The 15,694-nt window shown below is 38.6% G+C and carries 15 protein-coding genes; 10 read left to right on the top strand and 5 right to left on the bottom strand.

Annotated features, from left to right (window positions below; translation table 11 throughout):
• Positions 1–532: 532 nt before the first annotated feature.
• The 7 genes from I6E69_RS14885 (at position 533) to I6E69_RS14855 (ending at position 4,949) form a co-directional block, all read left to right on the top strand.
• Positions 533–1,192, top strand: coding sequence for a hypothetical protein (locus I6E69_RS14885; protein WP_231619799.1), 660 nt, complete (start codon positions 533–535; stop codon positions 1,190–1,192).
• Between the two features lie 3 nt (positions 1,193–1,195).
• Positions 1,196–1,870 (top strand): Crp/Fnr family transcriptional regulator, encoded by a 675-nt coding sequence (locus tag I6E69_RS14880; protein WP_197121559.1) that lies wholly within the window; start codon positions 1,196–1,198, stop codon positions 1,868–1,870.
• A gap of 71 nt (positions 1,871–1,941) precedes the next feature.
• Positions 1,942–2,349 (top strand): hypothetical protein, encoded by a 408-nt coding sequence (locus I6E69_RS14875; RefSeq protein ID WP_197121558.1) that lies wholly within the window; start codon positions 1,942–1,944, stop codon positions 2,347–2,349.
• A gap of 84 nt (positions 2,350–2,433) precedes the next feature.
• Entirely contained in the window at positions 2,434–2,937 is a 504-nt protein-coding gene (locus I6E69_RS14870; RefSeq protein ID WP_010553511.1) for a DUF962 domain-containing protein, read from the top strand.
• 60 nt (positions 2,938–2,997) lie between these two features.
• Positions 2,998–3,789 carry an SDR family oxidoreductase gene (locus I6E69_RS14865; protein WP_197121557.1) on the top strand — a complete coding sequence of 264 codons (792 nt, stop codon included), beginning with the start codon at positions 2,998–3,000 and terminating at the stop codon, positions 3,787–3,789.
• Positions 3,790–3,850: 61 nt separating this feature from the next.
• Entirely contained in the window at positions 3,851–4,444 is a 594-nt protein-coding gene (locus I6E69_RS14860) for a DUF2238 domain-containing protein (RefSeq protein WP_007583339.1), read from the top strand.
• A 52-nt stretch (positions 4,445–4,496) separates the two neighbouring features.
• On the top strand, positions 4,497–4,949 hold the full coding sequence (locus I6E69_RS14855) for a GNAT family N-acetyltransferase (protein WP_197121556.1): 453 nt from the start codon (positions 4,497–4,499) through the stop codon (positions 4,947–4,949).
• Positions 4,950–4,988: 39 nt separating this feature from the next.
• Here the strand turns inward: I6E69_RS14855 and I6E69_RS14850 are convergent, their stop codons facing one another.
• The 3 genes from I6E69_RS14850 to I6E69_RS14840 form a co-directional block, all read right to left on the bottom strand.
• Entirely contained in the window at positions 4,989–6,323 is a 1,335-nt protein-coding gene (locus I6E69_RS14850) for a hypothetical protein (protein WP_101162976.1), read from the bottom strand.
• A 602-nt stretch (positions 6,324–6,925) separates the two neighbouring features.
• On the bottom strand, positions 6,926–7,105 hold the full coding sequence (locus I6E69_RS14845; RefSeq protein ID WP_007375469.1) for a DUF6435 family protein: 180 nt from the start codon (positions 7,103–7,105) through the stop codon (positions 6,926–6,928).
• A gap of 144 nt (positions 7,106–7,249) precedes the next feature.
• A complete protein-coding gene (locus tag I6E69_RS14840; RefSeq protein ID WP_197121555.1) occupies positions 7,250–8,425 on the bottom strand; it encodes a PQQ-dependent sugar dehydrogenase in 1,176 nt (391 codons plus the stop codon).
• 266 nt (positions 8,426–8,691) lie between these two features.
• On the opposite strand from I6E69_RS14840, the gene I6E69_RS14835 reads away from it, so the two are divergent.
• The 3 genes from I6E69_RS14835 to I6E69_RS14825 all read left to right on the top strand — a co-directional run bounded on the left by I6E69_RS14835 (position 8,692) and on the right by I6E69_RS14825 (position 11,977).
• Positions 8,692–9,735, top strand: coding sequence for a flavin reductase family protein (locus I6E69_RS14835; protein ID WP_197121554.1), 1,044 nt, complete (start codon positions 8,692–8,694; stop codon positions 9,733–9,735).
• Positions 9,732–10,784, top strand: a complete 1,053-nt coding sequence (locus I6E69_RS14830; protein WP_188162067.1) for an acyl-CoA desaturase — start codon at positions 9,732–9,734, stop codon at positions 10,782–10,784. The genes I6E69_RS14835 and I6E69_RS14830 overlap by 4 nt, the downstream gene beginning before the upstream one ends.
• 191 nt (positions 10,785–10,975) lie before the next feature.
• Positions 10,976–11,977, top strand: coding sequence for a branched-chain amino acid aminotransferase (locus I6E69_RS14825; protein WP_257983256.1), 1,002 nt, complete (start codon positions 10,976–10,978; stop codon positions 11,975–11,977).
• 81 nt (positions 11,978–12,058) lie between these two features.
• Here the strand turns inward: I6E69_RS14825 and I6E69_RS14820 are convergent, their stop codons facing one another.
• Positions 12,059–14,629, bottom strand: a complete 2,571-nt coding sequence (locus I6E69_RS14820; protein ID WP_197121553.1) for a TonB-dependent siderophore receptor — start codon at positions 14,627–14,629, stop codon at positions 12,059–12,061.
• A 716-nt stretch (positions 14,630–15,345) separates the two neighbouring features.
• A complete protein-coding gene (locus I6E69_RS14815) occupies positions 15,346–15,660 on the bottom strand; it encodes a DUF962 domain-containing protein (protein ID WP_182720447.1) in 315 nt (104 codons plus the stop codon).
• Positions 15,661–15,694 lie beyond the last annotated feature (34 nt).

Here is a 15,694-nt window from a genome sequence, read left to right as displayed (position 1 = left end):
GAATAGGGTCAACTGTTGTTTTAATAAAATGAGACTAAATTGTTTTTAAAATGTATGTTTTTTGGATTTAATTTTATTTAAATTATAAATTACAATTGGTTATAAAAAACCGTTTGAAATAGTGCGGTAACAACATTTTATTATAAGAAAACCAATTATTGATTAATTTAGTTATTTACATATTTTTATAAGGTGTTTAAATCAGCTTTTAATACTAGCTAAAATTAATAAATCGGCCGTTGGTCACTCAACAAAAAATAGGTACATTTGCTAACTTAGCGAAAATGCCGATGTAGTGATTATGTACAACGCAATTGAAGCAATCGCATCAAGCGGCGGTTCTAACTCAGTTTATGAATCGGTCATTAAAAACCAGTAGTTGTTTAAAAAATCGTTAATTAAATCACTAAAAAGTAACGTAGTTTTTGCAGAAGATGGTTTAAAAATAAACTTATAAAGTATTGCGCATAAGGTGTTGCGAGTCGCTAGTTTTATCGCTATTTTAAAGGCTCTCTCATAGATGGATTTTATTATGCGCATTAAATTTTTAGCGAGCTTTTATTCTTTCTTCTTGTTTGCTCTGTTTGGTTGTGACGATCAAAGTATGGCAATTCAAGGTAGTCCTCAGCTAAATAATAATGTAAGTAACTCACCCTCTAATCTCAAAGTAAACACGCCTTCAGCAGCTCAAACAAACGAACCCGCTTTAGTGGTCGGTATGCTAGCAACACATTGTAAAAGTAATGAAGCAGCCTACATTAACGCAAAAATGCATAAAGTTGTGCGTAACCCAGATGAAAATACAGCCTACAAGTTAGAGCCTACCGATAAAGTGCTTTCTATTTGCGTTGCAAAAGATGACTCATCGCTTAGTTATCGATTTGGTAGAGTTAATGACATAGGGCTTGAAAAAGAAGCTACACCAGATGCACCATTTGGCAGTTACTACAGGCAAGTAGGGCGTATTGGCGAGAGTATTTTATTTTTTAGTAACGGCGAATATCACTACTATATTATTAACTCAGGCGGTATGGGCAGTGGTGTAACCGTTAATGTTTATAAAAACGATACATTAATAACTGAGTTGTTTTCGGGTAATGATCCTTACGATGATTTTGTTATAGCAACCGATTTAAATTTCCCTAAAAAATTGGTTAGCGAAAAACAGCCATTTAATAAGCAAATGCAGTAAATAATGACTCCACAGCAGCAAAACGTTATAGAGCAAGGGCATTGGTTTAAAAACCGTAGCGCTTACTTAAAAAGCTTTTTATTAACGCAGGGCAAAACGCTCTCGCTAAAGGCTCAGCAATCATTATTTTTACGTGGTGATAAGCACGATGGAATTTATGCAGTACTTAGCGGCGTGGTACGTATTAGTGGCGTAAGTAACGAAGGCAAAGAAGCCGTACTGAGCTTTATTGATTCATCACTGTGGTTTGGCGAAGTTACCTTGTTTGATGGTGGCCTACGTACTCATGATGTATATGCACAAACTGATGTTGTGCTTTTTTACGTGCCCCAACGCGAGCTTGAACAGCTATTAAACGAACAGCCACAATATTGGCAAGAGTTTGGTTTATTGCTGGCACAAAAGTTACGCCTAATGTTTAGCTCAATGGAAGATCACGCATTACTTAGTGCTGAGCAAAAAGTATGCAATCGACTTTTAATGCTTAGCGAACATACAGAGCACTTAACACCACTTGTTTTATCTCAGCAGCAACTTGCTGATATGACCTACCTAACGCGCCAAACTATTAATCAAATACTGCAACAGCTTGTTAGCTTACAAGCTATTAGTTTGGGGTATCAACGCATAACAGTTTTAGATAAACAAAAGTTACAGGCGCTTGCTACACAGGCTTAAATAGAGGCTGCTTTATTTAGTTGGAACCAAAATTGCTACAGATAATGTAACGCAACAATGGATTTGAGCTAATGACTACAATAACCTTTAAAAATCAATATAGTAATTATAACTCTTCTACAGTAAATAAAGCGGCAGGTCCAAGCGAAGTTGCGGCAACTAATCCCCTCCCTAACGAAAAAACAAATGATGCTAAAGGCATTAGTTCAGCCCCTAAAGAACCAACGTTTTTAGAAAGTGCCCAAGAAGCACTGGTTTATCAGCGCTTAGGCGTAAACAAAAACAAGATAGACGAGCTAAAAGCAACAATAGAAGAGCTCATGAAAGAACAGCAAAGTAAGGGCGCAGACCCTAGCACAATTGCTGATAAAATAGAGGAACTTCAAAAAATGCTCGAGCAAGAGTACCAAAAAGGGCGTGAGCGAACGGATATGAAAGGTGAGCATGAGCTGGGTAAAATAATTTCTGCATTTGTTTAATTTACAAAATGTCGGATACCTGACATTTTTGCTGTACTTACTTTTGCTAAAGTAAGTTTTATATATAAAAATAAAGGCAAAACAATGAAAACACTTCAACAGCAACTTGGTAAATATGGTTTGTATCATCGTTCTAAGCGTAATGTACTAACGCACTTCATTGGTATTCCGCTCATTGTATTTGCAGCGTTGTGTTTACTAGCGCGCATTCAAATACCCCTTGGTAGTGTAGTAATTGATGGTGCACAACTTTTTGTATTAGCGTCGGTTGTTTATTATTTTATGCTGAGCTTTTCGCTTGGCTTTATTATGGCCGTGATATTCACTTTACTCCTTGTTGGTGCTCAGCCTATTGCGGCAATGGCGTTTTGGCCTTGGTTGAGTATTGGCGTAGGTGTGTTTGTATTTGGCTGGGTATTACAGTTTATTGGGCACTATTACGAAGGTAAAAAACCGGCGTTTGTAGATGACCTAATTGGTTTAATTATTGGCCCTTTGTACGTAACTGTTGAACTACTATTTTTAATGGGTTTTTACAAAACATTAGAAGATGAAGTAAACGCAATAGCAGGTCCTACAAAGGCGTAAAATACTTTACTAAGTACCTTTATAAAACCTAATAAATAACAATAAAAGGGCAGATAACGCATGCAATATAATAATAAAACCGTGTGGATCACCGGGGCATCGTCAGGTATTGGTAAAGAGCTTGCTATACAATTTGGCGAGCTTGGAGCGCGCGTTATTTTATCGGCGCGCAATGTAGATAAACTAAACGATTTAAAAGCAACGCTTAAAGGTGAAGGGCACTTAGTTATGCCGCTGGACTTAGCTCAGCCAGAGCATGTACTGAGTTCAATAACAGCAAAAATGAGCGAGCTTCCTGCAATTGATATTTTAATTAATAACGGCGGCGTATCGCAGCGTAGCTTATTTTTAGAAAACGATTTTAACGTGTATCGCCAATTAATGGAGGTTAATTACTTTGGCTTAATTGCACTTACTAAAGCTGTATTACCTACTATGGTGGCAAGGCGCAGTGGTTCAATTGTGTCTATTAGTAGTGTGGCGGGTAAAGTAGGTTCAAAATTTAGAACGGGTTATTCGGGTTCTAAATATGCGGTTGTTGGTTTTATGGATTGCCTACGTGCAGAAGTAGCACAACATAATATTCATTGTTTAACAATTTGCCCAGGCTCTATTAAAACAGCAATTGCGCATAACTCATTAAACGAGCAAGGCATAGCGCAAAATAAACCAGAAGAGTCGATAGAAAATGGCATGGATGTAAGTGTAGCTGCTTCAAAAATGATTCGTGCCATTAGCGATAAAAAAGACGAAGTGATTATTGGCAAAGGTTTAAGTGGTTGGGCGCCCACAATTAAGCGCTTTTTTCCTACTTTGTTTAATCGCATTACAGCAAAAACAAACTATAGGTAGCGTCGTTTATTTCAAAGGCGTAAAATGCCGTAAATTTGATCAATTTAGAAAAGGATTCTAAATGAAGTATTTATGGCTGAGCCTGTTTTTTATTGTATTAATTTGGTCTGGTATTAACCCAAAAGATCAATTTACATGGCTGCTTGAAGTTATCCCCGCAATTATTGGTTTAGTGCTGCTAGCAAGTACCTATAGTCACTTTAAACTTACTCCTATTCTATATACATTTATTTTAGCGCATTGCATTGTGCTGATGATTGGCGGGCATTACACCTACGCCGAAGTCCCTTTTTTCGACAACCTATTTGGTAGCGAGCGTAATAACTACGACAAAGTAGGGCACTTTTTTCAAGGGTTTGTACCTGCACTACTAGCACGCGAAATTTTACTGCGCAAAAAAGTAGTAAATGGTCGAGGCTGGTTAATCACCTTTGTTATTTCGGTATGTTTGGCATTTAGCGCCTTTTACGAATTAATAGAGTGGTGGGTTGCAGTGTTAAGCGGCGAAAACGCAGAAGCATTTTTAGGCACGCAAGGTTACGTGTGGGATACCCAATCAGATATGGGACTGGCGTTATTTGGGGCTATTTGCTCGCTATTAGTACTTTCAAAAGTACACGACAAACAGCTAAAAAACGTTAAAGATTATTTATAGAAAAAGTTATATAAACGCTTATAAAAACATTGATAAAAAAGACTATTAACTTATGACAGTAAACACTAGTGATTACTCAATTAGCACAGACAAAAGCAAACTTAACTTTAACGTTATTTATAACTTTATTGCTAATAGCTATTGGGCCAAAGGCATTCCTAAAAGTGTGATGCAATCGGCTATTGATAACTCAATGTGCTTTGGTGTTTACAGCGCTCATAACGAGCAAGTTGGCTTTGCCCGAGTCGTGACCGATAAAGCAACCTTTGCTTATTTAGCCGATGTATTTATTGCCCCGCACTTGCAAGGAAATGGGCTGAGTAAGTTACTTATTAAAACGATAGTAGAGCACCCTGAGCTGCAAGGGCTCAGGCGCTTTTTATTAGCGACATCGGATGCCCACGGCCTTTATGCGCAATACGGGTTTAAACCTATAGATAACCCCGCACTGCTAATGCAAATAAATCCTGAGAATGTGTATGGTAAAAACAATCGTGATACCTAATAAACGGGAGCGAAGAACAAATTCCGTCTAATGTTCTTGTTATGTTTTTTTCATACGATGCCATATGAAAGCAGGTGTCTTTTTCAGCTTTTGATATTGAGAAACTCCTGATAAAGACTCTGTAAAACCACTTGCAACGCCGAGTCCTAACATAGCTAAAAAAGGAATGGCTGAACCACCACTGACAATTGATGCAGACAACCCGCCTAAACTTACTAATGAACCTTTAGTAAAGCCTGATTTCATGGCACTTAGGCTATTACTGACTTCTTTAATTTGAGGTTCAATTTCATTAGAAAATAACCTCCTAGCTCTCCTATTGAATTCTTCACCTTCATAGCCAGAAAGCTCTCCTGATAGGTCTAGTAAAGTTTCATTAAAACGCTGATATAGTTGAGGGTCTTTTGTACGAAGTGCAAGTATTGTTTCTGGGCTATCAATATTCAACAGAGTACCATTAGCATCGAAAAAGCCTTTTGCCTCCTCTCCTTGGTTAGGATTCCTCTCAGTTGTCATATTTAATAATTTAGCTTCGAATGGTGACTCAGTTATATAAGTATGTCCCAGCTTTTGAGAAATGCTTGATTCAGTAGATATTCCAATTAATCGTGATCGCATAGCTTGATTGATTGTTTGATAAGACCAAAAATCAAATTTCTCTTTGCTTAATGTCCCTTTAGGATCCCACTTGGTTTTCAATTTCAATATTTCAGAGTTATCTATATCAGATTCAGTAACACCTGTTTGAAATAAATAAAGGCTTGTTCCATTTTGCCAATAATCATTCTTAAAACTAACATTTAAAGCCATTCGACGATTTACATCTGCAAGTTCAGACAGCAAATACATACCACCATTTTCATTTGGAATGACAGATTTTTGTACTGCATTTTTATGAATATAGTCATGTATTTTTTCGGGGATTGATGATTTAAAAGCATCATCAGAAGCTAAAATTGGGATTTCATTTTCATTAGGCTGAACCAGATCTAATAACGGATAAACCTTTACAATGTCAGATCGGATTAATTTAAAAAAATACGAAAATAAATTAAGCCCTTCAATTAGATCTTTATATCTAATGTCACCTCTAACCATTAATGGGTCATTAATTATTTGAGACTCATATATTAACGCCGATGCTAATATTTTTGAATTAGTTAAATCAACTGATGTAGAGCTGTATAAACCACTTAACCGACCTGATACTGAAACATTCTTTAACTCTAAGGGAAATTGTACTGCTCTTGACTGTATATAGGCAGATATGCGTTTAGACACCTCATGATCAGGCAAAGAAGATATGTCACAGATTGCCCCTTGGGCACTTAATAACCCTACTTCAATCAATGTATCTAATGCTAAGTTGCTCAACACATTCTCCTAAAACATAATAGCTTTATCAGAGGACACTTTCCTCTTTTTATGAGTAACGCATGTCCTCTTAATTATTTTTAATATTAATAACAAATCCTGTAACACATTGCGAGTATTAAACTTTAAGTTGGGATGTTGTTTTAACAATATTCAGAAAAAAGGAAAACGTCCTCATTTATTTACTTAGGAGGAAAACGCCAGCGCGGTACATAAATTCAGCAATAAAATGTTTAAAATGAAAACCAAATCCGATTTTAAATCATTTAATAGTCACTAATAAACGCCAGCGATAACGTAAGTAACCGCTTTAAGCACACTTGTTTGTGTAAACATATTATAGAAGGGGGTTTAGGGTTGGTGGAAGCAGTAAAGCGAGGTCATGAATTATTTACTAAACGTGTCTTCCTGCTTTTAAAATAGGGCAGACACGATGTACTTATACCAATCGACTTAAATATTTAGCCTTTCTAGCGTGCTAAATAAAGCGTTAACGGCGTTATAAATTTCTCGTTTAGAACAACTACATGTCGAAATTTATGCCTTGTTATCACTCTATTTATCCGTCGCTATAAATGTCTAATAACTTAACACGATTGGTGTTATTTGGCTTTTTTAGCCTCTAGAGTTTCTATTTCACTCCAAATTTTTTCGGCTTCTGCACTCAACATGGCAAAGCTTTTAATGTCGCCTTTTCTTTGTGCCTGCATGCCTTGCTCTAGTTTTACATCGTATTCTTTACGCAGTTTTTTTACGGGATCAGGCTTTAAAAATGAAAACATTAGTATTCTCTTAATTTATTAAATTATATGTAGTTAGTGTACGCATTAATGGGCTTAATAGTTCTTTGTTTGGTGAAAATGTTTACTTTGCGCTTTAAAAGCGCAAAGTAAACACGGTGTAATTTTGTGTACTAGTGCTAGTGTTTATTTTTCTGGCTCTAGGCGTTTAATACCTTGGCCATCAATACCTAAATAAATAAAACCATCACTGCCTTGGGCTAGGCTGCGTACTCTGCCAATTCCATCGAGTATTTTATATTGCTTAACAACCTTACCTTTTGAGAGCTCCAGTGCGCTAATGAATGCAAATTTCATTGATGCTAATAATAGCTTACCTTTAAGCTTTGGGTATTTATCACTCGTTACATACAACATATCGGAAGGGGCAATTGAAGGGGTCCAATGTAATACGGGCGATTGCATGCCGTCTTTTTCTTTAAGGTCTGTAAACTTGGTACCGCTGTAGTTAACGCCATAACTTACTAAAGGCCATCCGTAGTTAGCGCCTTTTTTTATAATATTAAGTTCATCGCCGCCGCGTGGTCCGTGCTCGTGGGACCATAAAATATTATTTTGATTATCAAACCACATGCCTTGTGGATTACGGTGCCCATAAGACCATGCCGCATGTTTTGCATCTTTTTGTTTAACAAACGGATTGTCGCTTGGGATACGACCATCTTCGTGTAAGCGATAAATTTTACCGCCATCGCGAGTGAGATCTTGCGGGTTTATGTCGCGCGAGCCGCGATCGCCAATTGAAAAATAAACATAACCTTCATCATCAAATACAATACGGCTGCCGTAGTGCTGGCCTTTGGTAGTATTATGCTCGCCTTTGTATAGCAATTGCTGATCAGACAGCTGCGTATGATCGCTACTTAGCTTGGCGCGCATTAAAGCGGTGTTACTTCCGCTTCCTTTGCCCTCACTACTTGAGTAACTAAAGTATAGCCATTGGTTTTGCTTACTATCGGTGTGTAGTGATAAATCAAGTAATCCACCTTGGCCATTAGCGTCAATGTCGGGAAGCCCTGAAACCTTAGTTAATTTAGTGGTATTTTTAGGTAATAAAAATAACGCTCCGCTGCGCTCAGATATTAGTAAATCACCATTAGCTAAAGGCTCAATAGCCCAAGGTATAACTACACCTTCTGCCGCTGTTACTGCGTTAACGCTAAGCGATAAAGTATCGAGCTGCTTATAGTTTTTTACGTAATCGCTTTTTGCATGCGCGGGTGCGTTAGTAGCAAATATAGCAACGGCTAAGCCTGCACTTATTAGTTTAGGGTGAGTGTTATGTGACCTTAAATTTATCATTATGGCTTCCAAAATTAATCCAATCTTACATAACCTTATCATGGCATAAATAAATTTGTTAAGTGCTGAGTTGAATGAAAAACACACACTTATATGTTTTAAAATTACCTCATCACAGGAAATTGTTTTAGTAAATTGCGCTAATAAAAATTGAATAATTACTCTATTGGGGTTGAAAACTTAAAATTTGAGCGTACACTTGTGCGCTGAAGTTTGGGCGTACACGTGTAAGTTCAAAGTAATTAAGATTTGATAGAGATTTAACCATGATGACTCAAGTATTAAACCAATTTTCAAAATGGTTTTTACACCATCAAAGTTTTGCAGGCTACATAGAGCCCGTAATGCAGGTGTTTAAACCTGCGTGGCGTGCAGGGCAGTTTAGAGCGCAAGTAGTTAGTACCGCTGTGCTTGATGGCGGTTTTTTAAGTGTGCAACTCAAGCCTAGTAAACAATGGCGGGCGCATACGTCAGGGCAACATATAAGTTTAACGGTTGAAATTAATGGGCGATTATTAACACGCGTTTTTACCGTGGCCTCAAGCGCTCAGCAATTTAAAAATACAGGTTTAGTGCGCTTACTAATTAAAACGAATACGCAAGGGCGCTTTACTGGCTTACTTAGTAGCGCATTAAAAGCGGGTTTGTGGTGCAATATTTCTGCGCCAAGTGGCGACTTTGTATTTAAAAACACACACACGCCAGCCACTTTTATTGCCGGTGGGTCGGGTATAACACCTATGCTGGCTATGCTTGATGATTACTTAAGCCAAACTACGCAAAAAGTGTCGTTAGTGTATTACGCAAAAGCCACTGAGCATCAATGTGTTGATGAGCTAAGTGAGTTGGCAGCGCAATTTGAGCATTTTTCGTTTTTATTATTAACGCGTGAGCAATCAAGCGATATAACCAGCAATATTAAGCCGTGGGAAAACCCAGACATTTACTGCTGTGGCCCTGCAGCATTTATGCAAACGGTGAGCGATTTTGCTAAAACGCATAAGCTAAATTATTACCAAGAAGCATTTGGTTTAGCGCTGCCTACCTTAAACGACGATAGCCAATTTAATGTAAAAATTAACGCCAGTGCCCATGTTGTATCGGGCAACGATGTTTTACTACCTCAGTTTGAAGAAAAAAAGCTCCCCGTTAAACGCGGTTGCGGTATTGGTATTTGCCATCAATGCCAATGTATTAAAAAGTCAGGCGTGGTACGTAATTTAAAAACAGGTGAATTGAGTGACAACGGCGAGCAATTAATACAACTTTGCGTAAGCCAACCTGTTAGTGATTTGGAGTTACAATTATGAAAAACATTAACTATGACATGCTCGCAAGCGAGCTAGATGCCATTAAAATGGACACCCTTGGCAAAGTTGGCCAACAAGATGCTGACTATATTCGCTCTGTTGTGCGCAAACAGCGAGTGTGTGAATGGAGCGGGCGAATTTTGCTAATGCTTGGTTTTATTCAGCCATTATTGTGGGTTGCAGGTGTATTGCTATTAGCACTTGCTAAAATTTTAGACAATATGGAAATTGGCCACAATGTAATGCATGGTCAATACGATTGGATGAACGACAAGCAACTTAACTCACAACATTATGAGTGGGACATAGCGTGCGACGGGCAAAGTTGGCACCGCGTACATAATTTTGAGCACCATACTTATACTAATATTATTGGCAAAGACAGAGACTTTGGTTATGGCTTGTTGCGTTTAAGCGATGATTTTAAATGGCGTTTTAAAAATGTATGGCAGTTTTTTACGTATATTAATTTAAGTGTGTTATTTCAGTGGGGCGTGTCGTATCACGAGTTGGCTGCAGAGCGTGTTTTTATTGGTAAAAAGAAAGAAAACCGCGAAGGGCTTGTATCACATTCTACATTAAAGCAACGCTTTTTTAGTAAAGGCGCTCGCCAACTAATTAAAGATTATGCGATATTTCCGTTACTTGCAGGGCCTTTATTTTTATGGGTATTGGCGGGTAATTTAGTAGCAAACTTAATCCGTAATTTATGGACATCAACCATAATATTTTGTGGTCACTTTACAGAAGAAACACAAACTTTTAAACAAGAAGACTGCGTAAACGAAACGCAAGGGCAGTGGTATTATCGCCAAGTACTGGGCTCGTCTAATATTAAAGGGTCGCATTGGTTTCATGTTTTAACGGGGCATTTGAGCTGCCAAATAGAGCATCACTTATTTCCAGATATGCCGTCTTCGCGCTATCAAGAAGTTGCACCTCAAGTACAAGCCGTTTTGAAAAAACACGGTATTGATTACCATACAGGTAGCTTTTTTAAACAGTATAGCTCGGTGTTAAAACGTATTATTAGATATTCGTTCAAGTAAATTATTCACCTTTAAGAATCGGCTAGTGCAACTGCATTAGCCGATTTTTTTGTTTATAGCACCCCGTGCGGTTAATTAGTAAACAGCACTTGCAAAAATTTCTCATAGTTAATTAAAAAAGCCTTACTTTAGCTATGGTTAAATAGCGTGTGATTGTCATACAATGGAGGAAAATAGACCACACAAGAGAGATTAAAATGGCCGCATTTGGTACCGTGTTTATGCCGCAGATGATTCAAGCTCGTTTTTCTGATAATAAATGGAGCGAAAGCTCAATTGTCCCTTCCGATAAACTTGAACTTCATGCTGGTGCGCACGTTCTTCATTATTCAAGTACATGTTTTGAAGGCTTAAAAGCCTTTCGCCATGAAGATGGTTCTGTTTATCTTTTTAGAATGGATGCAAATATTGCACGCATGCAACAAAGCTCAGCGCTATTAAGCTTACCGAGTTTTGACAGCGATATGCTAAAAACGATGATTATCGATATTATGCGCGAATACGCAGATGAAACGCCATTACCGCCGGGCTCTATGTATATTCGTCCAACGCACATTGGTACTGAGGCTGCAATTGGTAAAGCAGCAGCGCCATCAATGAGCTCGCTTTTGTACACGTTACTATCGCCAGTAGGTGATTACTTTGCCGGTGGTGCAACTGCACTGCGTGTACTGCTTGAAGAAGATGGCATGCGCTGCGCCCCGCACATGGGAATGGTAAAAAGTGGTGGTAACTACGCCAGTGCTCTAGCACCTATTAGTGCTGCACGAACTAAGTATCAAGCAGATCAAATTTTATTTTGCCCAGGTGGCGACGTACAAGAAACCGGTGCTGCTAACTTTATACTTATTGATGGCAACGAAATTATTACTAAAGCGCTTGATAGCACGTTTTTACATGGTGTAACGCGTAATAGTATTTTAACCATTGCAAAAGATTTAGGTATGACGGTAAGCGAACGTAACTTTAGCGTTACTGAGCTATTAGAGCGTGCTGCTAAACCAGGTACTGAAGCGGCGCTTTCAGGCACTGCAGCTGTACTAACTGCTGTGGGTACGTTTATTCATAATGACAAAGAATACAAAGTAGGTACTGGCGAGCCAGGCCCAACGACTGCACGCCTTCGCCAAGCATTGAACGATATTCAATGGGGTAAAAGTGAAGACAAACATGGCTGGTTAACTAAAATCTAATTATAGATTTATCAGCAACTTGCATTAAAAAGCCACCTAATCGGTGGCTTTTGCGTGTTTGGTTACTTTAAGCTGCGCTTATTAAAACTTCATTTCTATTTTACCGTACACGTAGCGTCCGTTAAATCCATACGGTGAGAAGCTAGAGTAAGCAAATAAACGAGAGAAGGTGGTTACATCGTCAACATTTTCACGGGTTGCATCTGGGTAAACATCAAAAATGTTATTAGCCCCTAAGCTCAGCGATAAGTTTTCACTAAGCGAGTAGGCGACATCTAAGTCGGTTATCCATTTAGGCTTAAGCACTTCGTTACGTTCTGGGATATCTGAAGGGTCTTGAGTTTCACCGTAACGCGTTGTTCTAAGCGTGGTACGAATATCGTCGTTAGTCCATGTTGCGCTTAAGTTGTACTTATTACGCGGTGTGCTTACTTCAAAACGACGTAGCTCAGTGCCTGAGAATAAGTTGTCTTGATCAAACCCTGCACCTTGAAGCTCTGCTGGTGGGTCGATAATATTTGTTACTTCATTTTTACCGTAGTTGTAACCTAGGTTAAAGGCTAAATCGCCATAACCATCAGTTGCTACATTATATGAGGCAACCACATCCACACCACGGGTTTTACTGTCAATTGCATTTAAGAAGAAACGACCTTGGTTAGCGCCTGTGCCTTGAAGTAAATCGGCAATAGCATCGCCCGATAAGTTGTTTGATAACACAATGCGGTCATCAATTAATATTTGGTAGTAATCAACCGATAAGCTGAAATTAAAGTCGGTAGACCATGTAAAACCAACGCCGTAGTTTGTTGCTTCTTCAGCATCAAGACCAGGTGAGCCCAGTGCTTTTGCTACATCGCTGCTTGGTGCGAACGTACCTGTTTCGGTTGGTTCGCCATCAACAAATACAGTGGCTACTGAGGTAAAGTATTGTTGCTGCAAAGAGGGTGCTCTAAAACCAGTAGATACAGAGGCGCGTAGTGCTAGGTCTTCAGTTAATGAATAACGAGTTGCAATTTTACCGTTAAGTGTATCGCCAAAGTCTGAGTAATCTTCATAACGGGCGGCAACCGCTAAATTCCAATCGTCGGTTAGGTAGGTTTCAAGGTCTATATACAAGCTCACGTTATGGCGGCTATTATCGCCCTCTGATTCGGGTGTAAACCCTGGGAATACTTGTGCGCCCGCTGCGCCAAATGGGCCATCAACTGGGTCGGTTACTGCGCCTCCTGGGCCAAATGTTCCTTGTGCATATGATGCTTCTTCGCCTGCATCTATTTGGTATCCTTCGCGGCGATACTCAGCACCTACAGCTACACTTACCGAGCTTTCTAAAAAGCTGACGTCCACTTCGCGACTAAAATCAACGTTTAAGGTAAGTTGATCGTAGGTAAGTGTTCCGGCATCAAAGCTTGTTTGGCTAGTCGGGCCGTATGAGGTATTTAAGCTATTTATAACACCAAACTCAAATGCATCTTGACCATATACGGCCGATACATCGTAATTCCATTCACTTACAAAACCTTTAGCGCCAAGTGCCAGTGAAAAGTCATCTATGTCTGAGGTGATAACAGGTAAAAAGCCATCAGGATAAACTTCTTCTATATTACGGCTATCGCTTGCACGGCGATAAAAACCGCCGCCTTCGCCTTCACGTTTGCTGTAAGAGCCAAACGAATATAAATCTACTTCGTTTGTTAATTGATACCCCGCGTTATAAAACACTGAAAAGTCTTCTACATCGCCATTACCAAAGTTATGGTTATATCGATTTACGGTAAGTTCACGTGGGTCGAGAGAGCCATCATCTAATCGTGCGTAGTTTTCACGATTATCGTAGTCAGAGCGGTTAGTTGAATGGCGGTCGCGGTATTCTGTTGAAATGTTTAAAAAGCCATTATCGCCAAGTTCAAAACCCATATTACCTTGCAGCGTTAGTGTTTGGCCGTCTGTTAAAGAGCGATCGCCCCCTTCGGTAAAGGCTAAATTACCATCACTGCCTTCAGATACAGACTCAAGCTGTGGTACACCGTCCATTTCGGTTACGTTAGCACCATATATAGCCGCCACTGAGCCACCGCTGCTGGCACTTTTAAGCACAATATTAATAACACCGGCTATAGCATCAGAGCCATATTGGGCTGCTGCACCATCACGTAATACTTCAATGCGGTCGATAGCATTTGCTGGAATAGCATTTAAATCAACTGATGATGAACCACGACCTGTTGAGCCATTTAAGTTAAGTAATGCATTACTGTGGCGGCGCTTACCATTAACAAGTACTAAAGTGTGATCGGGTGCTAAGCCACGAAGTTGAGCAGGGCGTACATGGTCACTACCATCAGTAAGTGATGCTTGCGGGAAGTTAAAGCTAGGTAATAAATTGCTAAGTAGGGCATTCGTTTCAGTAAAGCCTGAGTTTTTAAGTGCATCTGCACCAATTATATCGATGGGTACTGCGCTGTCTTCTACTGTACGGCCTAATCGGCGAGAGCCAATTACGCTTATTTGTTCGATGTTTTCTTCTGCTATGGTGTCTTGCTCTGCAGCATTTACTGAGAGCGAACCAACTAGCGCAGCTGATGCGCTCATGGCGAGTAATATTTGTGGTACCGACTGCTGTAATTTAAATAACGGTTTTCTATTCATGCTGTATTTCCCCATACCCATTGAATTATTTTAGTTTTGTACAAAAAGATTAATACCAACCCGCAATAATACTTAATCATTTTTAGGGGCTAAACGTGCCGTTACCTGCGTTAAAAAATTCTCATTTACGACTGCATGGATGCAGAAGGTAGAGCAATGCAGGAGCAATTGCCGAGAGCAACTAAATAGCGAATTTTTTGCCTAGCTATCAACACGTTTTTCCATCCTCAAAATAGATCACTTAATTAAGCGGATTGGTATAAACTTTTTTGTTACCTTGAACATATACTTAATTAACAAAGCCAGTCAATTGAATAACATTCAATTAATTTAAGGTTTTTTATAATTACATTTGGTTGTTTTTTATAATGACCATTGTTTTAGTTATATAGCGAAGGTGATTGCTAAGTAATTGATGGATAATGAATTATATTTAAAAATTAAATTTAACGTTTAATTAACTGGTAAGATGAGGTTGGTAGATTTAACTAATTATTTGTAGGAAGCCATTTTTATTGGGCTGGCAATAAACAACTGTTGAGCTATAAATATTTTTAAAAATATAAAATAAAAATACACCCATTAAATGTTAACTAAATTAACATTTAATGGGTGTATTATAAATTATGTACTACTTATTAGAACCTATACTTTAAAGCATGAAGTAATTTTGTTTTTATAAGTAATTGGTATAAAAAAGAGTGCTAGAAATAGTGTTAAAATTTAATTTTTCCAATAAGTATGTCTTTAAACATTACCCAATCTCCCCACAAACTGTAAAAAGGGTGTTTAAAAGTAGCAGGGCGGTTTTTTTCAAAAAAGAAATGCCCGACCCACGCAAACCCATATCCAATAACAGGTAATAGCCACAATAAACTGTAGTGTTGTTTTAATAATGCTATTGCGATTACAACAAGAACAAGGGTGCTTCCTATAAAATGTAAGCGGCGGCAAGTCACGTTGCGGTGCTCTTTTAAATAATAAGGATAGAAAGCTTTAAAGCTTTTAAACGTGGGGTTTGTACTTTGCATAGTGTGCTCTTTTATTGTTTTTTATTTTAATGAG

The organism is Pseudoalteromonas sp. NZS100 (assembly GCF_015864815.1).
GTDB classification, from domain to species: domain Bacteria; phylum Pseudomonadota; class Gammaproteobacteria; order Enterobacterales; family Alteromonadaceae; genus Pseudoalteromonas; species Pseudoalteromonas distincta.
This window is presented reverse-complemented; position numbering and strand designations above follow the sequence as displayed.

Excerpts from the sequence above, each read along its gene's own strand:
- I6E69_RS14885 (WP_231619799.1), top strand. The coding sequence starts at position 533 with ATGCGCATTAAATTTTTAGCGAGCTTTTATTCTTTCTTCTTGTTTGCT.
- I6E69_RS14870 (WP_010553511.1), top strand. The coding sequence starts at position 2,434 with ATGAAAACACTTCAACAGCAACTTGGTAAATATGGTTTGTATCATCGT.
- I6E69_RS14865 (WP_197121557.1), top strand. The coding sequence starts at position 2,998 with ATGCAATATAATAATAAAACCGTGTGGATCACCGGGGCATCGTCAGGT.
- I6E69_RS14855 (WP_197121556.1), top strand. The coding sequence starts at position 4,497 with ATGACAGTAAACACTAGTGATTACTCAATTAGCACAGACAAAAGCAAA.
- I6E69_RS14830 (WP_188162067.1), top strand. The coding sequence starts at position 9,732 with ATGAAAAACATTAACTATGACATGCTCGCAAGCGAGCTAGATGCCATT.
- I6E69_RS14820 (WP_197121553.1), bottom strand. The coding sequence starts at position 14,629 with ATGAATAGAAAACCGTTATTTAAATTACAGCAGTCGGTACCACAAATA.
- I6E69_RS14840 (WP_197121555.1), bottom strand. The coding sequence starts at position 8,425 with ATGATAAATTTAAGGTCACATAACACTCACCCTAAACTAATAAGTGCA.
- I6E69_RS14875 (WP_197121558.1), top strand. The coding sequence starts at position 1,942 with ATGACTACAATAACCTTTAAAAATCAATATAGTAATTATAACTCTTCT.
- I6E69_RS14860 (WP_007583339.1), top strand. The coding sequence starts at position 3,851 with ATGAAGTATTTATGGCTGAGCCTGTTTTTTATTGTATTAATTTGGTCT.
- I6E69_RS14845 (WP_007375469.1), bottom strand. The coding sequence starts at position 7,105 with ATGTTTTCATTTTTAAAGCCTGATCCCGTAAAAAAACTGCGTAAAGAA.
- I6E69_RS14835 (WP_197121554.1), top strand. The coding sequence starts at position 8,692 with ATGATGACTCAAGTATTAAACCAATTTTCAAAATGGTTTTTACACCAT.
- I6E69_RS14880 (WP_197121559.1), top strand. The coding sequence starts at position 1,196 with ATGACTCCACAGCAGCAAAACGTTATAGAGCAAGGGCATTGGTTTAAA.
- I6E69_RS14815 (WP_182720447.1), bottom strand. The coding sequence starts at position 15,660 with ATGCAAAGTACAAACCCCACGTTTAAAAGCTTTAAAGCTTTCTATCCT.